The sequence below is a fragment of the Streptomyces sp. NPDC053427 genome (assembly GCF_044544985.1).
GTDB lineage: Bacteria > Actinomycetota > Actinomycetes > Streptomycetales > Streptomycetaceae > Streptomyces.
In genome coordinates, this window is sequence record NZ_JBITYA010000005.1 from 1 (window position 1) to 22829 (window position 22829).

Annotated in this window: 11 protein-coding genes; 8 read left to right on the top strand and 3 right to left on the bottom strand. The window is 72.0% G+C overall.

Going from position 1 to position 22829, the window contains the following annotated elements; all coding sequences use genetic code 11:
- The coding region (locus ACIGWZ_RS14980) for a type I polyketide synthase (protein WP_400064492.1) at positions 1 to 11675 on the bottom strand (11675 nt) is incomplete at its 3' end.
- 190 nt (positions 11676 to 11865) lie between these two features.
- Positions 11866 to 12900, bottom strand: coding sequence for a GDP-mannose 4,6-dehydratase (locus ACIGWZ_RS14985; protein ID WP_400064494.1), 1035 nt, complete (start codon positions 12898 to 12900; stop codon positions 11866 to 11868).
- A 293-nt stretch (positions 12901 to 13193) separates the two neighbouring features.
- Between ACIGWZ_RS14985 and ACIGWZ_RS14990 the strand changes: the two genes are divergently transcribed.
- The 4 genes from ACIGWZ_RS14990 to ACIGWZ_RS15005 are packed head-to-tail and all read left to right on the top strand — an operon-like array spanning position 13194 to position 18350.
- A complete protein-coding gene (locus ACIGWZ_RS14990; RefSeq protein WP_400064496.1) occupies positions 13194 to 14948 on the top strand; it encodes an ABC transporter ATP-binding protein in 1755 nt (584 codons plus the stop codon).
- A gap of 10 nt (positions 14949 to 14958) precedes the next feature.
- The gene (locus tag ACIGWZ_RS14995) at positions 14959 to 16770 is read left to right on the top strand and encodes an ABC transporter ATP-binding protein (RefSeq protein ID WP_400064498.1); all 1812 of its coding nucleotides are present in this window, start codon (positions 14959 to 14961) and stop codon (positions 16768 to 16770) included.
- Positions 16771 to 16788: 18 nt separating this feature from the next.
- Positions 16789 to 17637 (top strand): metallophosphoesterase family protein, encoded by an 849-nt coding sequence (locus tag ACIGWZ_RS15000; RefSeq protein ID WP_400064500.1) that lies wholly within the window; start codon positions 16789 to 16791, stop codon positions 17635 to 17637.
- Positions 17634 to 18350: a 4'-phosphopantetheinyl transferase gene (locus ACIGWZ_RS15005; RefSeq protein ID WP_400064501.1), complete on the top strand. Its 717-nt coding sequence runs from the start codon at positions 17634 to 17636 to the stop codon at positions 18348 to 18350. Before ACIGWZ_RS15000 ends, ACIGWZ_RS15005 begins: the two co-directional genes overlap by 4 nt.
- An 84-nt stretch (positions 18351 to 18434) precedes the next feature.
- On the opposite strand, the gene ACIGWZ_RS15010 is transcribed toward ACIGWZ_RS15005, so the two are convergent.
- Positions 18435 to 18842, bottom strand: coding sequence for a VOC family protein (locus ACIGWZ_RS15010; protein ID WP_400064503.1), 408 nt, complete (start codon positions 18840 to 18842; stop codon positions 18435 to 18437).
- 571 nt (positions 18843 to 19413) lie between these two features.
- Between ACIGWZ_RS15010 and ACIGWZ_RS15015 the strand changes: the two genes are divergently transcribed.
- The 4 genes from ACIGWZ_RS15015 to ACIGWZ_RS15030 all read left to right on the top strand — a co-directional run bounded on the left by ACIGWZ_RS15015 (position 19414) and on the right by ACIGWZ_RS15030 (position 22775).
- Complete coding sequence (locus tag ACIGWZ_RS15015) at positions 19414 to 19896, top strand: MarR family winged helix-turn-helix transcriptional regulator (protein WP_400064505.1); 483 nt, start codon at positions 19414 to 19416, stop codon at positions 19894 to 19896.
- Between the two features lie 90 nt (positions 19897 to 19986).
- Entirely contained in the window at positions 19987 to 21246 is a 1260-nt protein-coding gene (locus ACIGWZ_RS15020; RefSeq protein WP_400064507.1) for a cytochrome P450, read from the top strand.
- Positions 21247 to 21363: 117 nt separating this feature from the next.
- Entirely contained in the window at positions 21364 to 21561 is a 198-nt protein-coding gene (locus ACIGWZ_RS15025; protein WP_400064509.1) for a ferredoxin, read from the top strand.
- Positions 21558 to 22775: an NAD(P)/FAD-dependent oxidoreductase gene (locus tag ACIGWZ_RS15030; RefSeq protein ID WP_400064511.1), complete on the top strand. Its 1218-nt coding sequence runs from the start codon at positions 21558 to 21560 to the stop codon at positions 22773 to 22775. The genes ACIGWZ_RS15025 and ACIGWZ_RS15030 overlap by 4 nt, the downstream gene beginning before the upstream one ends.
- Positions 22776 to 22829: the final 54 nt, after the last annotated feature.

Genomic DNA, 22829 nt, shown 5'->3' on the forward strand with positions numbered 1-22829 from the left:
AACACCGCAGACTCATCCAACAACTGCGCACCCATACCCACCCACTGCGACCCCTGCCCCGGAAACACGAACACCGTCTTCCCACCGACATCGGCAACACCGCGCGCGACCACGGGCGACGGTCCGTCGGTCGCGAGGGCGCGCAGCGCCTCCAGTGGGTCGGCGTCGGCCGGGGGGACGATCACGGCGCGGTGCTCGAAGAGGGCGCGCGAGGAGACGAGGGAGAAGCCGAGGTCGAGCGGCCGGGTGGCGGCGCCGACGGTCTCGGTGTGGGTGATCAGACGCTCGGCCTGGCCACGCAGTGCGGCGGCGTTCCGGGCGGTGACGACCAGGGGCACGATGCCGCCCTCGACGGGCACCGGCGCGGCGGCCGGCCGGCCATCGGCGGAGGGGTCGGCGGGCGGCGCCTGCTCCAGGAGGACATGGGCGTTGGTGCCGCTGATGCCGAAGGAGGAGACGGCGGCCCGGCGCGGCCGGCCGGTCTCCGGCCAGGGGGTCGGGTCGGTGAGGAGGCGGACGGTTCCGGACGACCAGTCGACGTGCGAGGAGGGTTCCTCGGCGTGCAGGGTGCGGGGCAGCAGGCCGTGCTGGAGCGCCATGACCATCTTGATGACGCTCGCGACGCCCGCGGCGGACTGGGTGTGGCCGATGTTGGACTTCACCGAGCCGAGCAGCAGCGCCTGCTCGGGGTCGCGGCCGCGGCCGTACGTGGCCATCAGGGCCTGGGCCTCGATCGGGTCGCCGAGCGGCGTGCCGGTGCCGTGCGCCTCCAAGGCGTCGATGTCGCCGGGTTCGAGGCGGGCGTTGGCGAGGGCCTGGCGGATGACGCGCTGCTGGGACGGGCCGTTGGGGGCCGTCAGGCCGTTGGAGGCGCCGTCCTGGTTGATGGCGGAGCCGCGCAGGACCGCGAGGACGGGGTGCCCGTTGCGCCGGGCGTCGGAAAGGCGCTCGACGAGGACGATGCCGACGCCCTCGGCGAGGGTCATGCCGTCGGCGTCGTCGGAGAACGCCTTGCAGCGGCCGTCCTGGGCGAGGGCGCGCTGCCGGCTGAACGCGACGAACGGGTTGGGCGTCGTCATGATCGTGGCGCCGCCCGCGACGGCGAGGGTGCTCTCGCCGTTGCGCAGGGACTGGCAGGCCAGGTGCAGCGCCACCAGCGAGGACGAGCAGGCGGTGTCGACGGTGACGGCGGGTCCTTCGAGGCCGAGGGTGTAGGAGAGGCGGCCGGACAGGACGCTGGGGCTGCTGCCGGTGACCATGTGGCCCTCGGCGCCGTCGCCCGCGCCGAGGCCGTACTCCTGGTAGCTGGAGCCGATGAAGGTGCCGGTCAGGCTGCCTCGGACGGTGTCCGGGCGGATCCCGGCCCGCTCGAAGGACTCCCAGGTGGTCTCCAGGAGGAGTCGCTGCTGCGGATCCATGACCAGCGCCTCGCGGGGCGAGATGCCGAAGAACGTCGGGTCGAACTCGTCCGCCTCGTGCAGGAATCCGCCCTGCGTGGAGTACGTGGTGCCGGGCCGGTCGGGGTCGGGGTCGTAGAGGCCGGCGGTGTTCCATCCGCGATTGACGGGGAATTCGCTGATCGCGTCGGTGCCGGCGGCGACCAGGTCCCACAGCTGCTCGGGGGAGCCGACGCCGCCGGGGAAGCGGCAGCTCATGCCGATGATGGCGAGGGGCTCGTCGTCGGCGGCGCCGGTCGCGACGGGGCCCGCGACCTCCAGGACGGCTCCGAGGATCTCGGCCCGCAGGTAGTGGGCGAGTTCCAGCGGGGTCGGATAGTCGAACACCATGGTGCTCGGCAGGCCCAGTCCGGTGCTGGAGCCGAGGCGTTTGCGCAGCTCGACGGCGGTCAGCGAGTCGAAGCCGAGGTCGCGGAAGGCGCGGTTCTCGGGGACCGCGTCGGCGGAGCTGTGGCCGAGGACCGTGGCGGCCTCGGTGCGGACGAGGTCGGTGAGCAGGCGGAGCTGCTCGGGTTCGGGCAGGGACCGGACGCGGGTGACGGTCTCGGAGGCGTCGGCACCGTCCCGGTCGCGGGCTTCGGCGGCGGCGAGCGCGCGGACCTCGGGCAGGCCGGAGAGGAGGGCGCTGGGCCGCGCCGAGGTGAACAGCGGCGCGTAGCGCGCCCAGTCGACGTCGGCGACGGTGACCGTGACGTCTTGGTGGACGACGGCACGGCGCAGTTCGGTCATGGCGGGGCCCGGGTCGAGCAGGCCGAGGCCCTGGCGGCGCAGGGTGTCCGAGACGCTCGCGTCGGCGGCCATGCCGGCCTCGGCCCACGGGCCCCAGGCGACGGAGGTCGCGGTGAGGCCGCGGGCGCGGCGGGCCAGGGCGAGCGCATCGAGGTAGGCGTTGGCGGCGCCGTAGGCGCTCTGGTTGCCGCTGCCCCAGACGCCGGCGAGGGAGCCGAACAGGACGAACAGGTCCAGTTCGCGGTCGCCGAGCAGTTCGTCGAGGTGGGCGGCACCGGCGAGCTTCGCGGAGGTGACGGCCGCAAAGTCGGCGGCGCTCAGGCCGTCGAGCGGTCCGTAGTGGCCGACGCCCGCGGTGTGGACGACGCCGGTCAGCGGGAGGTCGGCCGGCAGGTCCGCGAGGACCGCGGCCAGTGCGTCGCGGTCGGCGACGTCGCAGGCCACGACGGAGACGGTCGGCCCGGCCTCGGCCAGCTCGGCGCGGAGGGCGTCGGCGCCGGGTGCGTCGGGCCCGCGGCGGCTGGTGAGGACGAGATGCTGGGCGCCGGAGCGGGCGAGCCAGCGGGCCACTTCGGCGCCCAGGCCGCCGGTGCCGCCGGTGATGAGGACGGTGCCGCTGAGGGTGAACTCGTCGGTTGCGGGCAGCGCGTCGACGGTCCGGCGAGCGAGCCTGCGTCCGAAGACACCTGTGGCCCGCAGCGCCACCTGATCCTCGCCGTCGGGCACGTCCTTGACCGCGAGGACCTCGGCGAGGCGCTGTCCCGTCTGCTGGTCGACGTGGTCCGGCAGGTCGACCAGACCGCCCCACATCCGCGGGAACTCCAGGGCGACACCGCGTCCGAGGCCCCAGGCGGTGGCCTGGACGGGGTGGGTGACCGGGTCGTCGGGGCCGGTGGAGACGGCGCCGCGGGTCGCGGTCCACAGGCGGCCGCGGGCCCCGGTGTCGGCGAGCGCCTGGACGAGGGCGAGGGTCAGTGCGAGGCCCTGGGTGAGGGGCGCGCAGCCGTCCGCGGGCCGCTCGTCGAGCGGCAGGACCGACAGGATGTGCGGAGCGGTGTCGGCGTCGTCGGCCCCCGCCAGGCGCTCGGCGAGAACGGCGCGGTCGGTGCAGTCGGCGTCGAGGACGAGGCGGCGCACCCGGGCGCCGTGCGAGCCGAGGGCGCCGGCGAGACCGTCGAGGAGGGTGGTCTCGTCGGCGGCGGTGGCGTCGGAGGAGACCAGCAGCCAGGTGCCGCCGAGGACGGGCGCGGCGGGCTTGCGCAGCCGCGCCCACTCGATGCGGTAGCGGAGTGTGTCGAGCAGGGTCTTCTCCTGCTTGCCGCGCCGCCACGAGGTGAGGGCGGGCAGCAGGGAGTCGAGCGGTGTGAGGTCCGATTCCCCGAGGCCGAGGAGGGTGGCGATCTCGCCCGCGTCGCCGCGCTCCACGGCGGCCCACAGCTCCTGGTCTGCCGGGTCGACGGCGGTCGCGCCGCCGGTCAGGGGCGGCAGCTGCGGCCAGTAGAACGCGTGCTGGAAGGCGTAGGTCGGCAGGTCGACGCGGCGGGCGCCGGTGCCGGCGAAGTAGCCCTGCCAGTCGGCGTCCACGCCGTTCACGAGGAGGCGGGCGAGGGCGGTGGTGGCGGCGACGTCCTCGGAGCGGCCGGCGCGCAGCAGCGGCACGAGTTCGGCGGCGTCGTCGTCGCCGAGCGTGTCCTGCGCCATGGCGGTGAGCGGGCCGTCGGGGCCGAGTTCGAGGAAGGTGGTGGCGCCGGCGTCGCGCAGGGTACGGACGCAGTCGGCGAAGCGGACGGCCTCGCGGACGTGGCGGACCCAGTAGTCGGCGGTGCACACCTGCTCGTCGGCGGCGCGCTCGCCGGTCAGGTCGGAGACGAGCTGGATGCGCGGAGCCGCGTAGCCGATTCCTTCGGCGACGGTCCGGAACGCGTCGAGCATGCCGTCCATGTGGGGCGAGTGGAAGGCATGGCTCACCCGCAGGCGCTTGGTCTTGCGCCCGCGCTCGGCGAACGCGTCGGCGATCTCCTGGGCGGCGTTCTCGTCACCGGAGACGACGACGGAGTCGGGCCCATTGACCGCGGCGAGCGAAACGCGCTCGCCGAGCAGCGGCGTCACCTCGTCCTCGGTGGCCTGTACGGCGATCATGGCGCCGTCGGCCGGGAGTTCCTGCATGAGGGTGGCGCGGGCGACGACGAGCCGGCAGGCGTCCTCCAAGGAGAACACGCCCGCGACATGCGCGGCCGCGATCTCACCGATCGAGTGCCCGGCGACGAAGTCGGCGCGTACGCCCCAGCTCTCGACGAGCCGGTAGAGGGCGACTTCGATGGCGAACAGCGCGGGCTGGGTCCAGCCGGTCTCGTCGAGCCGGGCCGCGTCGTCGGTGCCCTCGGGAGCGAACATCACCTCGCGCAGCGGCCGGTCGAGCAGCGGGTCCAGGACGGCACAGACGGCGTCGAGCGCCGCGGCGAACTGCGGTTGCGTCTCGTACAGTTCACGCCCCATGGCGGCGCGCTGGCTGCCCTGGCCGCTGAAGAGGACGGCGATCCGGGCGCGTCCCGCGGCCTCCCCCTCGACGACGGCGGCGTCCGACCGCCCGGCGGCGAGCGCCCCGAGGGAGGCGAGCAGGCCGTCACGGTCCTGCGCCACCACCGCAGCGCGCCGGTCGAACCGCGAGCGGGTGGTGACCAGGGAGTGGGCGACGTCGACGAGTTCGGCCTCGGGACGTGCCTGGAGGTGGCCGAGCAGGCGCGCCGCCTGACCGCGTACGGCGTCACGGCTGCGTCCGGAAAGCAGCACCGGCACGACTCCGGGGGTGCGCCGCGGCGCGGTGGGCGCCGGGGTCCCGGCGCGCGGTGCCTGCTCGATGACGGCGTGCACGTTGGTGCCGCTGATGCCGAAGGAGGAGACGGCGGCGCGGCGCGGCCGGCCGGTGTCGGGCCAGGCCGTCTGCTCGGTGAGAAGTTCGACGGCCCCCGCAGACCAGTCCACATGCGAGGAGGGCTCGGTGACATGCAGCGTCCGCGGCAACACCCCGTGCCGCATCGCCATCACCATCTTGATGACACCCGCCACACCCGCGGCGGCCTGCGTGTGGCCGATATTGGACTTCACCGAGCCGAGCAGCAACGGCCGGTCCCCGTCGCGGTCCTGCCCGTAGGTGGCGATGAGGGCCTGCGCCTCGATGGGGTCGCCCAGCGTCGTCCCCGTACCGTGCGCCTCCACCACATCGACATCACCGGTCGACAGACCACCACTCGCCAGAGCCTGACGGATGACCCGCTGCTGGGAGGGGCCGTTGGGGGCGGTGAGCCCGTTGGACGCACCGTCCTGATTGACGGCCGAACCACGCACGACGGCCAGGATCTCGTGACCGTTACGGACCGCATCGGACTGCCGCTCCAGCACCAGCACCCCGACACCCTCCGACCAGCCCACCCCATCAGCCGCATCCGAGAACGCCTTGCACCGACCATCGGGCGACAGACCCCGCTGCCGCGCAAAATCCACAAACACCGACGGCGTCGACATCACCGTCGCACCACCGGCCAACGCCAGCGAACACTCCCCCGAACGCAACGCCTGCAACGCCCAATGCATCGCCACCAACGACGACGAACACGCCGTATCCACCGTCACTGCAGGACCCTCAAGCCCCAACGCATACGACACCCGACCCGACGCCAGACTCGGCGAACTCCCACTCCCCTGAAAACCCTCGAACTCCGGACGCGCAAGCACAGCCGAGTAATCGCTGTACATCACCCCCGCAAACACACCCGTCGCACTACCCCGCAACCCCACAGGGTCAATACCGGCCCGCTCCACCGCCTCCCACGACGCCTCCAGCAACAACCGCTGCTGCGCATCCGTCGCCAACGCCTCCCGCGGACTCATCCCGAAGAACCCCGGATCGAACTCCCCCGCCTCATGCAGGAACCCACCCGACCGCGTATAGGCGGTTCCTGGATGGTCCGGGTCCGGGTGGTACAACGACTCGACATCCCAGCCGCGATTGGTCGGGAACCCCGAGACCGCGTCGCTGCCCTCCGTGACCAGCCGCCACAAATCGTCCGGCGACGCGACACCACCCGGATACCGGCACGCCATGCCCACGATCACGATCGGATCGTCGGCGACCGCAGCCGTACGGCGCACTGCGGGGACATCGGCGTCGGTGCCGAGTAGCTCACCGAGGATGTAGGTGGCGAGGTGCCGCACGGTCGGGTAGTCGAAGACGAGCGTCGCGGGCAGCCGCAGGCCGGTGACGGTGTTGAGGCGGTTGCGCAGTTCCACGGCCGTCAGGGAGTCGAAGCCCAGCTCGCGGAAGGCACGTCCGGCGTCGATGTCACTGCCGGTGGCGTGGCCGAGGACCAGGGCGACCTGGCCGCGGACGAGATCGAGGACGAGGTCGTCACGGCCCTCCTCGTCGAGGCGGGCGAGACGCTGGGCGAGGCCGTCGGCCGCTGCGGACGCGGCGACGGCGGCGCGGCGCGAGCGGGTGCGGATCAGGGACCGCAGCAGCGGCGGTACCTCACCCTGCGCACGCAGGGCCGGCAGATCGAGACGGACGGGCGCCAGGGTCGCATCGCCGGTGGCAAGGGCGGCATCGAACAGGGCGAGGCCCTGCTCCACGGCGAGCGCGGGTATCCCGGCACGGGCCATGCGTCGCATGTCATCGTCGGAAACACCGCCGGTCATCCCGCCGGTCTGCTCCCAGGGGCCCCAGGCCAGCGAGAGAGCGGGCAGGCCCTCGGTGCGGCGACGCTCCATCAGAGCGTCGAGGAAGGCATTGCCCGACGCGTAGTTGGCCTGCCCGGGGCTGCCGAAGACACCGGCGAGGGAGGAGAAGACGATGAATGCGTCCAGGTCGAGCTCGCGTGTGAGGTCGTGCAGATGCCACGCCGCGTCCACCTTCGGCCGCAGCACCGCAGCCAACCGCTCCAGCGTCAACGACCCCACCATGCCGTCATCCACCACACCCGCGGCATGCACCACAGCCGACACCACATGCTGATCCAGCAACTCCCGCACCGCAGCACGGTCACTCACATCACAGGCCACCACCACGACCCGCGCACCCAACTCGCCCAATTCCGCAACCAGTTCCGGCGCCCCCTCGGCCGCCCCACCACGCCGACTGACCAACAACAGATCCCGCACACCATGCGCCACCACCAGATGCCGAACCACCACAGCACCCAGACCACCCGTACCACCGGTCACCAAGACCGCGCCCTCACCACCTACACGGAACACCGGAACAGCAGCGGGTTCGGGAGCAGGCCGACGCACGAGACGCGCGGCACGAACCTCGCCCCCACGCACCGCGAGCTGCGGCTCATCCGACATGACGGCGGACAACGGCAGGCTCACCGGATCCCGATCCGGGTCGAGGTCCAGCAGACCGAACCGGCCCGGATTCTCGGACTGGGCCGAGCGCACCAGCCCCCACACCGCCGCCCCGGCCACATCCGCACCCGTCGTGGCACCACGCGTCACGAACACGAGGCGGGAGTCGGCGCATCGTTCGCCCTGGTCGAGCCAGGTGCGCACGGCGGCGAGCGCCTCGGCGGCGCAGCGGTGCCCGGCGCCGCTGACGTCGGTCTCGCCCCCGGTGACGTCGGTCCGGTCCCCGTGGTCGTCGGTCGCGCCCCCGGTCCCGGTGACGGACAGCAGCACGGTGGCCGGGACCGGGCCGTCGGTGGCGGCGAGCGCGGTGAGGTCCAGCAGGGCGACGGCGTCGGCAAGGCCGGGGTGCCGGGCCAGGCCGAAGGCGTCGGGACCGACGAGGGCCACCGGGCCCAGTGCGGCGGTGGCGGGTCGTACGGTCGTCCAGTCGAGGCGGAACAGCGCGTCGCGGGTGAGTGCGGCGGCGTCTGGGCCGCGGTCGGCGGCCGCGCGCAGGACGAGGGAGTCGACGGTGGCCACGGGCGCGCCCGCACCGTCGGCGACCGCGAGGGCGAGGGCGTCGTCGGCGGCCGGAGTCAGGCGTACGCGCAGGTCGGTGGCACCGGCGGCGTGGAGCGAGACGCCTTCCCAGGAGAAGGGCAGTCCGCCGCGGGACTCCTCGCCGAGGTCGACGAACGAGGCGGCGTGCAGGGCGGCGTCGAGCAGGGCGGGGTGCAGGCCGAAGGACTCGGCGTCCGTCCGGCCGTGCTCCGGCAGGACGACCTCGGCGTAGACCGCGCCGTCATGGCGCCAGGCGGCGCGCAGGCCCCGGAAGACCGGACCGTAGCCGAAACCGCCGTCGGCGAGGCGTTCGTAGAGGCCGTCCACAGGCAGTGGTTCCGCGCCGGCCGGGGGCCACACGGTGGCGTCGAAGCCGGTGTCCGTCTCGGCGGTGGAGAGCACACCGGTGGCGTGCGCGGTCCAGGGTGCGTCGTCGTCGGTCTCGGGGCGCGCGTAGACGGTGACGCTACGGCGACCGGAGACGTCCGGGTTGCCGATCCCCAGCTGGACCTGGACGCCGCCCTGCTCGGGCAGGATCAGCGGGGCGGCGAGCGTCAGTTCCTCGACGCGGTCGCAGCCGACCTCGTCGCCCGCGCGGACGGCCAGTTCGAGGAAGGCGGTGCCGGGCAGCAGGGTGGTGCCGCGCACGGTGTGGTCGGCGAGCCACGGGTGGGTCTGCAGGGAGAGACGGCCGGTGAGGAGCGCGCCCTGGGAGTCGGCGAGGGAGACGGCGGCCGACAGCAGGGGGTGGTGGGCGGCGCCGAGTCCGACGGAGCGCAGATCGGCGGCGCCGCCCTGGAGGGCGCGCGGCCAGTAGCGGCGGCGCTGGAAGGCATAGGTCGGCAGGTCCGTGCGGCGGGCGCCGGTTCCGGTGAAGTAGGCGTCCCAGCGGATGCCGGTGCCGCGGACGTGCAGACCGGCGAGGGCGGTGGTGAAGGTGTGGGCCTCCGGGCGGCCGGCGCGCAGCGCGGGCAGGGTGGCGGCGTCGGAGCCGGCGGCGTAGAGGGAGTCCTGGGCCATGGCGGACAGGACGCTGTCGGGGCCGAGTTCGAGGAAGGTGGAGACGTCGTGCCGGGCGAGCCAGTCGATGCCGTCGGCGAAGCGGACGGTGCGGCGGACGTGGTCGACCCAGTAGTCCGGGGAGGTGAGCTGGGCGACGGTGGCGGGTTCGCCGGTCACGTTCGAGATCACCGGCAGAAGCGGTGCCTGGAGGGTGAGGCCCGCGACGACGGCGCGGAACGCGTCGAGCATCGGCTCCATGAGCGGCGAATGGAAGGCGTGCGAGACGCGCAGCCTGCGGGTCTTGCGGCCGTCGGCCGCGAGCTGGGCGGCCAGCTCGGTGACGGTGGTCTCGTCGCCGGAGAGGACGACGGCTGAGGGGCCGTTGACGGCGGCGAGGCGGACCCGGTCCTCGTGGCCGGCGAGCAGGGGGGCGATCTCGTGCTCGGTGGCCTCGACGGCGATCATGGCGCCGCCCTCGGGCAGTGCCTGCATGAGGCGGCCGCGGGCGGCGACGAGGGCGGCCGCGTCGTCGAGCGAGAGGACGCCGGCGATGTGCGCGGCGGTGATCTCGCCGACGGAGTGGCCGGTGAGGTGGTCGGGCTGCACACCGAGGGATTCGACGAGCCGGTAGAGGGCCGTCTCGACGGCGAAGAGCGCGGGCTGCGCGTACTCGGTGCGGTCGAGCGGCTCGGGGTCCTCGCCCCACAGCACGTCGCGCAGCGGGCGGTCGAGGTGGGCGTCGAGCGCGTCGAGCGCGGCGTCGAGAGCGGTGGCGAACGCCGGGAAGCGGGCGGCGAGTTCGCGTCCGGCGCCCAGCCGCTGGGCGCCCTGTCCGGTGAACAGCACGGCGAGGCGGTGCTCGGCCGGTGCGGTTCCGGTGATGCCGTCGGGGAGGACGGCGGGGGCGGTGGTGGGCTCCGCGGCATCGGCGAGCGCGGTGAGGCCGGCGGTGAGGGCGCCGTGGTCGGCGGCGAGGAGGACGGCGCGGTGCTCGAACGCCGCGCGCGTGGTGGCGAGCGCGTACGCGGTGTCGAGGACGCGGTCCGAGGGGTGGGTGGCGAGGGAGTCGAGGAGCGCGGCGGCCTGGGCGCGCAGGGCGTCGGCGGTACGGCCGGAGAGCAGGACGGGCACGGCGCCGGGCTCGGCGGTGGTGGGCCGCGGCGTCTGCTCCGCGGTCTCGTCGGGCACCGGCCCGGGCGCCTGCTCGATGATGGTGTGGGCATTGGTGCCGCTGATGCCGAATGAGGAGACGGCGGCGCGTCGCGGCCGACCGGTGTCCGGCCAGTCGGTGTTCTCGGCGAGGATCCGCACGGCGCCGCGCGACCAGTCGACATGCCGGGTGGGCTCGTCGGCGAGGAGGGTGCGCGGCAGGGCACCGTGGCGCATCGCCATGACCATCTTGATGACGCCGGCGACGCCGGCGGCGGCCTGGGTGTGGCTGATGTTCGACTTCACCGAGCCGAGCAGCAGCGGCCGGTCCTCGTCGCGGTCCTGCCCGTAGGTGGCCAGCAGTGCCTGTGCCTCGACGGGGTCACCGAGGGTGGTGCCGGTGCCATGGGCCTCGACGACGTCGATGTCCTGGGCCGACAGCCGCGCGTTGACCAGGGCCTGCTGGATGACCTCTTGCTGGGAGGGGCCGTTGGGGGCGGTGAGGCCGTTGGAGGCGCCGTCCTGGTTGACGGCGGTGCCACGGACCACGGCCAGGATCTCGTGGCCGTTGCGGACCGCGTCGGACAGGCGCTCCAGCACGAGGATGCCGACGCCTTCGGCCCAGCCGGTGCCGTCGGCGGAGTCGCCGAAGGAGCGGCAGCGGCCGTCGGCGGACAGCCCGCCCTGACGCCCCATCTCGATGAAGGTGCCGGGCCCCGACATGACGGTGACACCGCCGGCCAGGGCCAGCGAGCACTCGCCGGCGCGCAGGGCCTGGGTGGCGAGGTGCACGGCGACGAGGGAGGACGAACAGGCCGTGTCGACGGTGACGGCGGGGCCGACCGTGCCGAAGGTGTAGGAGATACGGCCGGAGAGCACGCTCCCGGTGTTGCCGGTGAGCTGGAAGCCCTCGGCGCCGTCGGCCGGGCCGACCCGGTAGTCCTGGGCCATGGCGCCCACGAACACACCGGTCCGGCTGCCCTTGACGGACGTCGGGTCGATGCCCGCACGCTCGATGGCCTCCCAGGCGGATTCCAGGACGACGCGCTGCTGCGGGTCCATGGCGACGGCCTCGCGGGGCGAGATGCCGAAGAATTCCGCGTCGAAGTCCGGTGCGTCGTGCAGGAATCCACCGGTGGACGTCGGCGAGGAGGCGAGCGCTTCCCTGTCCCAGCCGCGGTCGGCGGGGAACAGCGTGATGCCGTTCTCGCCGGCCTCGACCATGCGCCACAGGTCTTCGGGACTGCGTACGTCGCCGGGGTAGCGGCACGCCATGCCGATGATGGCGACCGGTTCCTGGGCCGCCGACTCCAGCTCGCTCACGCGCCGCCGGGTACGTCGAAGGTCGGCCGTCGCCAGTTTGAGGTAGTCCCGGAGCTTCTGTTCGTTGTCCATCTCAACTCAACCCATCTCGACAGCCGGCGGCTGCACATGCATCACGTGCGACATCCCGCACCCGTCTGGCGGCCCATCGAATCGCCAGCTGGTTTCGCCACATGGATTCGCCGCGCATCGGGAGAAGCCATATGGCGAGTGTCGTCGTCATCCCGTTATGAATTCCCTAGTGTTCTTTGGGATTTCGCGGCTACCAGTTGGCGGCCAGCAGAAGGTCGCCGTATTCGTTTTCCCGGGAAACCTGCGCGAGGTCGGATTCGACCATCATGCGCATGAGTTCGGGAAAGTCGACGGCGGGCTTCCAGCCGAGGCGCTGCTCGGCCTTGGAACTGTCGGCGCACAGGATTTCCACCTCGGCGGGGCGCACGAGGTCGGGGTCGATGACGACGTGGTCCTGCCAGTCGAGGCCGACGTGTTCGAAGGCGAGGCGGACCGCGTCGCGTACGGAGTGCATCTGCCCGGTGCCGATGACATAGTCGTCGCCGGCTTCCTGCTGGAGCATCAGGTGCATGGCGCGGACGTAGTCGCCTGCGTAACCCCAGTCGCGGACGGCGTCGAGATTGCCGAGCGACAGCTTGTCCTGGAGGCCGAGCTTGATGCGGGCGGCGGCGAGGGAGATCTTGCGGGTCACGAATTCCTGGCCACGGCGCGGCGATTCGTGGTTGAAGAGCATGCCGGAGACGGCGTACATGCCGAAGGACTCGCGGTAGTTGCGGGTGATGAAGTGGCCGTACGCCTTGGCGGCGCCGTAGGGGCTGCGCGGGTGGAAGAGCGTCGTCTCGCGCTGCGGGGTCTCGGCGGCTTTCCCGAACATCTCCGACGAGGACGCCTGGTAGAAGCGGATCTGCCCGCCGGGGCCCGCGGTGCGGGAGGTGGTGAGGCCGCTGACCATGCGGATGGCCTCCAGCGTGCGCAGCACGCCCATGCCGTTGACCTCGGTGACCAGTTCGGCCTGCTGCCAGGACATCGGCACGAAGCTGATCGCGCCGAGGTTGTAGACCTCGTCGGGCTGGACGGTGTCGACGGCCGAGACCAGGCTGCCCTGGTCCATGAGGTCGCCGTCGACGAACGACAGCTCGGCGGCGAGACGGCTGACGCGGGACTTGCGGGGATTGGCCTGGCCTCGGATCAGACCCCAGACCTGGTAGCCCTGTGACAGCAGGTGCTCCGCCAGATAGGAGCCGTCCTGGCCTGTGATTCCGGTGATGAGCGCGCGCTTGGACATCGCAACCTCTTCTCTACGCAGAGAGACCGTCCAAGCGTCGAGCTCGGCCAACGGCTGGCATCGAATACGCTGTCCGGACGATAGACAACGGAACGCTCGCAAGCCGCGGAAGACGCTGTCAACGAATCCGGGACTTACTAGGGAATTCACGAGTTCCGCGGTTTTTACTCGGCGGCGGCGCGGACACTAGGGAAATTCGGGCGCCGCGTGCGCTCCAATGGACCGGGTCGGCGTGCTGGCCGGCTCCGTCCACCTGGCGGCCCGCGTGCCGCCGCCAACAGGGGTGTCCTTTCGTGCTGTTGAGGCTCTTGCGCGCACAGCTGCGCCCCTATGGCAGGGCGACCGGCGCCCTCGCGTTCCTCCAACTGCTGCAGATTCTGGGGACGTTGGCGTTGCCGACGCTCGGCGCCGCCCTCATCGACGAGGGCGTGGTCCGCGCCGACCGCGACCGGATCACCGCGCTCGGCGCGGTGATGATCGCCGTGGCGCTGGTGCAGATCGCCGCGGCGCTCGGCGCGGCGGCACTGGCTGCGCGGACGTCCACGGCGATGGGCCGCGACATCCGCTCCGCGGTGTTCCGCCGCATCCTGGACTTCTCGGCCCGCGAGGTGGGCCGCTTCGGCACGCCGTCGCTGCTGGCCCGGTGCGTGAACGACGTCCAACAGGTGCAGAACCTCGCCCAGTCCGGGTTCGGCATCGTCGTCGCCGCGCCCCTGATGTGTCTGGGCAGTGTGGTGCTCGCCCTGCGCCAGGACGTGGCGTTGGCGCTGCTCCTGGTGGCCCTGGTCCTCGTCGTCGCCGTCTGCTTCGGCCTGCTGCTGGCCCGCATGGGCGCCCTGTACGCGCGGATGCAGGTGATCCTCGACCGGCTGGGGCGGCTGCTGCGGGAGCGGATCACCGGTGTGCGTGTGGTGCGCTCGTTCGTCCGCGATGCCTACGAACGGGAACGCTTCACGCGCGCCAACGACGACTTCCTGGACGTGTCCCAGCGGATCGGGCGGCTCATCGCCACGATGCTGCCGGTCGTCCTGCTCCTGATGAACGCCTTCACGCTCGCCCTGCTGTGGTTCGGAGCGCGGCGGATCGGCGCGGGCGGCGTGGGGATCGGCGCGCTCAGCGCGTTCCTCAGCTACCTGTCACTCATCCTGATGTCCGTCGTGATGGTCGCCTTCGTGTTCCTGTCGGTGCCGCGCGCCAGGGTCTGCGCCGGCCGCATCCTGGAGGTCCTGGACACCCCGACGAGCGTCACACCGCCGGCCGCGCCGCGGCCCTTCCGGGAGGCCGCGGGCCGGATCGAGCTGCGCGGCGCCGCATTCCGCTTTCCGGGCGCCGAGCGAGCCGTTCTGCACGACATCGACCTCGCGATCGAGCCGGGCGAGCGGGTCGCGGTCCTCGGCAGCACCGGCAGCGGCAAGACCACGCTCGTGAACCTGATGCTGCGGCTGTGCGACGCCACGTCCGGGGAGGTGCGGGTCGGCGGCACCGACGTACGGGACCTGGCCCCGGCCGTCCTCGGCGCCGCGGTCGGATTCGTGCCGCAGCGGCCCTACTTGTTCGCCGGCAGCGTCGCGAGCAATCTGCGTTTCGGCCGGCCGGACGCCACCGACGAGGAGCTGTGGGAGGCGCTGCGGATCGCGCAGGCCGCCGACTTCGTCGCGCGCATGCCGGGCACCCTGGATGCCGAGATCGCGCAGGGCGGTACGAACGTCTCCGGGGGGCAGCGACAGCGCCTGTCCCTCGCGCGGACGCTGCTGCGCCGCCCCGACATCTATCTCTTCGACGACTGCTTCTCCGCGCTCGACTACGCCACGGACGCCGCCCTGCGCAGCGCGTTGGTGCCGCACACCGCGGGGGCGACGGTCGTCACCGTCGCGCAGCGGGTCGCGACCGTCCGCCACGCCGACCACATCCTCGTCCTGGACCAGGGGCACATCGTCGCCAGCGGTACGCACGGGGCATTGCTGCGCGACAGCGCCACCTACCGCGAGATCGCCCATTCGCAGCTGACCGAGGAGGATGCGGCCGATGGTCTCGCCGGACGTGCCTGAGCAACCGGACATGCCTGAGCAGGAGGAGGCGACCGGGTCGGCCCGCCGACTGGCCGGACTCCTGCGTCCGCACCGACGCTCCGTGGCGCTCGCGCTCCTGATGGGCGTCGGCGGCGTCGTCCTCAACGCGTTCGGGCCGCTTCTGCTGGGCCGGGTCACCGATCTGATCGCCGGCGGTGTCCTCGGCAGCGGCCACGGCCCCGCCCCCGGCATCGACTTCGGGGCGGTCGGCAAGCTCCTGTCGATCCTCCTCGTCCTCTACGGGACGGCCTCCCTGTTCCTGCTGGCGCAGGGCCGCCTCGTGGCGTCCGCGGTGTGGCTCACCCTTCACGACCTGCGCGAGCGGGCGCAGGACAAGCTGTCCCGGCTGCCGCTGCGGCACTTCGACCGGCAGCCCGCCGGCGAGGTGCTCAGCCGCACCACGAACGACATCGACAACCTTCAACAGACGCTCCAACAAACCCTCGCCGAGCTGATCACCGCGGTCTTCTCGCTCCTCGCCATGCTGGTGCTGATGCTGGTGATCTCACCGTCGCTCGCGGCAGTGATGCTGCTGAGCGTGCCGGTCTCCGGGCTCCTCGCCGCCTGGATCGGCAAGCGCGCGCAGCCGCAGCACGCCGCGCAGTGGTCGGCGAACGGCGCGCTGAACGCGCACGTCGAGGAGATCTGCACCGGCCACTCCCTGGTGAAGGGCTTCGACCGCCGCAAGGAGGCCGAAGCGCGCTTCGACGCCTGCAACGACGCGGTGTTCCGGGCGGGCGCCAAGGCGCAGTTCGCGTCCGGGACGATCGAGCCCGTCATGATGTGCGTGGCGAATCTCGGCTATGTGGTGGTCGCCGTCGTCGGGGCCTGGAAGGTCGTCGCCGGTTCACTCAGCATCGGCGACGTGCAGGCCTTCATCCTGTACGCCCGCCAGTTCAGCCAGCCCATCGTGGAGATCGCGTCCGTGGCGGGCCGGCTCCAGTCCGGCGTGGCGTCCGCGCAGCGCGTCTTCACGCTCCTGGACGCGCCCGATCAGGCCCCCGACCCGGAGTTGCCGGGCACACCGGACCGCGCCATGGGCCGCGTGGAGTTCCGACACGTCTCGTTCCGCTACACGCCACGGACGCCCCTGATCGAGGACCTGTCGCTGACCGTGGAGCCGGGCAGCACGGTCGCGATCGTCGGCCCGACCGGGGCCGGCAAGACGACGCTCGGCAACCTCCTGCTGCGCTTCTACGAGGTCGACGCGGGGCGCATCCTCCTCGACGGCACGGACACCGCGACGATGACCCGCGACGACCTGCGCTCCCGCTTCGGCCTGGTCCTCCAGGACACCTGGCTGTTCGACGGCACGATCGCCGACAACATCGCCTACGGCGCGCCCGGGGCGAGCCGCGAGGACATCGTCGAGGCGGCCCGCGCCACCCACGCCGACCGCTTCATCCGCACGCTCCCCCAGGGCTACGACACGGTCCTGGACGACGAGGCGTCCACCCTGAGCGCCGGCGAGAAGCAACTGATCACCGTCGCGCGGGCCTTCTTGCCCCGGCCCGCGGTCCTCGTCCTCGACGAAGCGACCAGTTCCGTCGACACCCGTACCGAGGTCCTGATCCAGCGCGCCATGCAGACCCTGCGCGCCGGCCGGACGAGTTTCGTGATCGCGCACCGGCTGTCGACGATCCGCGACGCGGATGTCATCGTGGTGATGGACTCCGGACGGATCGTCGAGAAGGGCACCCACCACGAACTCCTGCGTGCACAGGGCTTCTACGCCCGGCTCCACGCCTCCCGCGCCCTCACCTCCCCCACCACCGCCGCCGTCGAAACGACGGCGGGCTGATCAACGAGAGAGAGCACCGTGCCCGATGGAAACCTCCTGGCCGTCAGCGATCTGCATGTCGTCCACGCCGAGAACCGCACGCTGGTCGAATCCCTTCGGCCCGCATCGGACGGCGACTGGCTGATCGTCGCGGGCGACGTCGGCGAGAAGTTCGACGACATCGCCTGGGCCCTGCGCCTGCTGGCGGGCCGGTTCGCCAAAGTGATCTGGACGCCGGGCAACCACGAGCTGTGGACCCATCCCCAGGACCCCTGCACGCTGCGCGGCGAGGCCCGCTACCGGCACCTCGTCGCGCTCTGCCGCGATCTGGGCATCGCCACTCCGGAGGACCCCTACCCGATCTGGCAGAGCGCCGAAGGACCGGTGGCCGTGGCCCCGCTCTTCACCCTCTACGACTACTCGTTCCGCGCGCCCGGTGCCACCACGACGGCCGAGTCACTGCGCATCGCGCACGACGCCGGCATCGTCTGCTCCGACGAGTACTTCCTGCACCCCGACCCGTACCCCAGCCGCGCGGCATGGTGCCGGCAGCGCGTCGCGGAGAGCGAGCGGCGCCTGACGGCGCTCGATCCCGCGCTGCGGACCGTCCTGGTCAACCACTGGCCGCTGGTCCGCCGGCCGACACAGGTGCTGCGCTATCCGGAGTTCGCCCAGTGGTGCGGGACCGAACTGACCGCGGACTGGCACCTCTGCTTCCGCGCCGCGGCCGTGATCTACGGCCATCTGCACATCCCGCGCGTGACCCACTACGACGGGGTGCGCTTCGAAGAGGTCTCGGTCGGCTACCCGCGCGAGTGGCGGGTGCGACCACCGCGAATACCCCTGCGCCGGGTCCTGCCGACACCGGTTGCCGGAGGCGTGCGGTGATCGAGGCGATCCTTCCCGGCACGGTCGTCACCGAGGCGGCGTACGACGACGAGGCGCGCCCCGGCGACCATCTTTTCGACGAGGAGCGGGAGTCGGTCGCGCAGGCGGTGGAGTCGCGGCAGCGGGAGTTCACCACGGTGCGGTATCTGGCCCGCCGTGCGCTGGGCCGGCTCGGCCGTCCCGCGATGCCCATCCTGCCGAACCGACGCGGCGCGCCTCAGTGGCCGGACGGCATCGTCGGCAGCATGACGCACTGCGCGGGCTACCGGGCCGCCGCGGTCTCCCCCGCCGAGCTCACGGCTTCCGTGAGCATCGACGCCGAGCCGAACGGGCCGCTCCCGGAGGGTGTTCTGGAGGTGGTGACGCTGCCTTCGGAGCGGGCGGCGATCGTGTCCCTGACGGAGCATCGGCCGGACGTGCACTGGGACCGGTTGTTCTTCAGCGCGAAGGAGAGCGTCTTCAAGGCCTGGTACCCGCTGACGGCCCTCGAACTCGACTTCTCCGAGGCGGAGATCACCATGGATCCGCACGGCGCAACGTTCTCGGCCCGGCTGCTCGTGCCGGGCCCGCTCATCGACGGCCGTCGTGTGCCGGTCTTCCCGGGCCGCTGGCACCAGGCCCGGGGTCTGCTCGCCACGGCCGTCCATCTGACGAGGGAAAGCCGGCTCGGAGACGTCCCACGAGCACGCGGCGGCCTGGTCTCCTCGGATTGACGTCCCCCTCAGGGATCGTGCACGGACAACGCGGCGGCGACCCTGTGGGGCCGCCGACGCTCCGACGTCCGGATTTCAGGTCTGCTACTCGGTGATGTTGATCATCCAAGTGATACCGAACTTGTCCGTGCACATACCGAACACGTCGCCCCACATCTGCCTTTCCAGCGGGACGGACACACTGCCACCACCGGACAGCTCGTCCCAGTAGCCGTGCAGTTCTTCCGAGTCGTCGCCGCTCAGGCTCACCGCGAAGTTGTTCCCGGGCTTGTGTTCCATCCCGGGCGGAGTGTCGGCGCCCATCAGCGTGAATCCGCTGGCGGTCTCCAGCATGCCGTGCATGATCTTGTCGGCGTATCCGGGCGGCGTCTCGGCGCCGAAGCTGCCGTAGGTGTTGACGGCCAGGTTGCCGCCGAGGACCTGCTTGTAGAACTCCATGGCTTGCTTCGCTTCACCAGCGAAGCTGATGTACGGATTGAGGCGAGAGGCCATAAGTCGCTCCTTTCGTGACGAATAGTCAGCGCGGGCAGCCTACGTGCATCAAGGGCGAAGTAGGACGAACCGAGAGGCGTGGCCGCCGCCCGAGCGGTCCACGGCGACCTCCACCCCTCTTCGCCCCGCGCTCGCCGTACGTCACCACCGCCGCCGCCACACACGGCACCGGCAGCCCGTTCGCGTCCGCCGCGCCCCGGACCTCGAAGGTTCGCCTCCGAAAACCATAGACGCCCTATATAGGTAAGTGATATATATGTCCATATAGACCGTTATGTCTCTGACTAGGGCCCGAAGGCGTCTCCGGGGCACTGGAGGGAGTGGTGGCTGCGATGTACGCGTACACCGGAAGACCTTCCGGGTGGCAGGTCACAGCGTGCGCGCCGACGGACGGACGTATCTGGCCGCTGGCGCACCAGTCGCAAACCCCCTGCAGCCCGCAGGATCACCGCGGATGCCCTGATCCGGTGGAGGATCCCCGACGAGGTGGTGGAGTCGGCGCGGCTGACGGTCTCCGAGCTTGTCACCAACGCCGCCCGGCTCGGCCGGTGATCTCGTGAGTGACGCATCCATGGAACGAACGCGTGCCGGTCAGCACCCCGAAGCCATTGCCGATGCACTGCTGGAGGTGGCGATCCTCATGGTGCGGCATCTGGTCGACCGGGACCTCAGCCTCACCGCCGCCTCGACTCTCGGCAGGCTCGGGCGTGGTGAGCCCGTCCGGCTGACGGCGCTGGCCGCGGCCGAGGGCATTGCTCAGCCGTCGATGACCCAGCTGGTCAAGCGGCTGGAGCAGCAGGGGCTGGTGCGGCGCGTGAGCGATCCCGAGGACGGACGGGTTGCCCTGGTGACCCTCACGGATGCCGGGCGGGAGCTGCGGGCGGAGCGGCGGCGTGCGTACCACGACCGCCTGGCCGAGCTGGTGGCGACCCTGCCCGCAGAGGACGAAGAGGTGCTGGCCTCGGCCATGGGGGCGGCCCTGCCCGTCGTCCGGCGGTTGATCCACAACGCCACGCAGCGGTCCCGCCCCAGCGGTGCGCCGGCCTCGCCCTGACCGGCCGCCGGGGGGCGTGGCCGGTGCTTCCCGGCGTGAGCTTCCCGGCGTGAGCGAAGCACGAACAGCGGCTCGAGGAGGCGAAGGGCCATGACAGACACCCCGGTCGCGACCGCTCGGACACATCCGGCCGATCTTCCGGAGTACCCGATTCTTCCGGAGTACCCGATGGCCCGAGCGGCCGAATGCCCCTTCGCCCCGCCCCCGGCGTTGCGTGCCCTCCAGGACAGCGCGCCGATCACCCGGGTGCGGCTATGGGACGGCAGTACCCCGTGGCTGGTCACCGGTTACGACGAGATGCGCACGCTGCTGACCGACCCCCGGATCAGCTCGGACGTCACCTCTCCGCGCTTCCCCTTCCAGGGCCCCGGGCACCGCGAACGCTTGAGGAGCGATCCGACCTTCATCAACATGGACGATCCGGAGCATGCCCGTCAGCGCCGGATGGCGACCGCATCGTTCGCCGTCAAGCGGGTCGAGGCGTGGCGTCCGGCCATCCAGAAGATCGTGGACGGTCTGATCGACACGATGCTGGCGGGCGAGAAGCCGGTCGACCTGGTCGAAGCGTTCGCCCTGCCCGTGCCGTCCATGGTCATCTGTGAGCTGCTCGGCGTGCCCTATGCCGACCACGGCTTCTTCCAGGCCCGCAGCAGGCTGCTGATCAAGCGCGGGGTGTCACCGCAGGCCGCGTGGGCGGCCAATCAGGAGCTGATCGACTACCTGGACCGGCTCATCACCGACAAGCTCGCCGCCCCCGGCGACGATCTGCTGTCGAAGCTGGCCGTCGAGCAGGTCGCCGCCGGTGCGCTCACCCAGCGCGAGCTCGCCGCCATGGGCCGCGTGCTCCTGACGGCCGGGCACGAGACAACCGCGAACATGATCGCGCTCGGCACGCTGGCCCTGCTCGAGCACCCCGACCAGCTGGCCGAGCTGCGCGACACCGACGACCCCAAGCTGATCGCGGGGGCGGTCGAGGAGCTCCTGCGCTACCTGACGATCGTTCACAGCGGGCGGCGCCGGGTAGCGGCGGCGGACATCGAGATCGGCGGCCAGGTCATCCGCGCCGGCGAGCCGGTGATCATGGCCAACGACGCTGGCGACTGGGACGCCGCCGCATTCGCCGAGCCCGACCGGCTGGACATCCACCGCGACGCCCGCCACCACGTGGCCTTCGGCTTCGGGGTCCACCAGTGCCTGGGCCAGCCGCTGGCCCGCGTCGAGCTCCAGGTCGTCTACGGCACCCTCTACCGGCGCATCCCCACCCTGCGCCTGGCCGTGGACCGGGAACAGATCCCGTTCAAGCACGACGGCTTCGTCTACGGCGTCTACCGGCTGCCCGTCACCTGGTGAACGCCCCAGGCACCACAACAGCACAACGCGGACGGCACTCCCGAAGCGGAGGGCCGCCCGGGCGGCCCGACAACAACCGCGGCTGTCACGGCCGTTGATCTTGACGAGGAGAATGTCATGCGCGTCACCGTCGATCAGAACAAGTGCGTCGCCTCCGGACAGTGCGTGCTCGCCACCGCCGAGGTCTTCGACCAGCGCGACGAGGACGGCGTGGTCGTCCTGCTGAATGCCAACCCGCCCACCGAGCTGGCCGACGCCGTCCGCAAGGCGGCTGCGGTCTGTCCGGCGCGGGCGATCTGGGTGGAAGAGCCATGAGTGTGCCGGCCGATGTCGTCATCGTGGGGGCATCGGCGGCGGGTCTGACCGCTGCCGAGACCCTGCGGCGCCGCGGCTACGGCGGACGGCTCACGCTGCTCGGCGCCGAGCCCCACCCGCCCTACGACCGGCCCCCGCTGTCCAAACACGTGCTTGCGGGCGCCTGGGAACCGGACCGCATCGCCCTGCGCGCGCCCGAGGAGCTGACCCTGCTGGACGCGGAGTGGCGGTTGGGCCGGGCGGCAGCCGGGCTGGAACTCTCGGCCCGACAGGTGGTCCTGGACGGGGGCGAGCGGCTCGCCTTCGACGGCCTGATCGTCGCCACCGGGGTCGCTCCCCGCCGACTGCCCGGCGCGGACCTGGCCGGGGTGCACGTCCTGCGCACCGTGGACGACGCTCTCGCCCTGCGGCAGGCGCTGCTCGGCGGCCCACGGGTCGTCGTCGTGGGAGCCGGTTTCCTGGGGGTCGAAGTCGCGGCGACCGCCCGCACCCTGGGCCTGGACGTGACCGTGGCCGAGCCGCAGCCGGTGCCGGTGTATCGCCCCTTCGGCGAACGCATCGGTGCCCTGGTCGCACGCCTGCACCTGGACCACGGCACCCGTCTGCGCTGCGGAATGCCGGTTCGCGGGCCGATCGGCGCCGGCGGGCGGGTCACCGGCGTGGAACTGGCGGACGGGACGGTCCTGCCGGCCGACGTGGTCGTCCTTGCCGTCGGCTCCACTCCCGCGACCGGCTGGCTGGAGGAGTCGGGTCTGCCCCTGAACGGCGGGATCTCGTGCGACGAACGGTGCCGCGCCGCCCCGGGCGTCTACGCCGCCGGAGACGTCGCCTCCTGGCCCAACCCGCACTTCGGCACCCGGATGCGAGTGGAGCACCGGACGAACGCCACCGAACAGGCCATGGCCGCGGCCGGCAACCTGCTCGGCGACAACGCCCCGTTCGCACCCGTCCCTTACTTCTGGAGCGACCAGTACGACACGAGGATCCAGGCGTACGGCATCTTCCCCGCCGACGCCGAGGTCCGCATCCTGCACGGCGACCCGGCCGACCGCCGCTTCGTCGCCGCATACGGCCGTCGGGCAACGGTGGTCGGGGTGGTCGGCTGGAACGCCCCGCGCGAGACCCGGATGCTCCGCCGGCTGGTGGCCGAACGCGCTGCCTGGCCCGGACCGGTCGGGCAAGGCACGGCGACTGGAAATTCTCATGAAGGCTGATTCGTTATGACATACGCGTGATGCGCAAAGCCTTTGGGTGCCATTGGTTCCCCG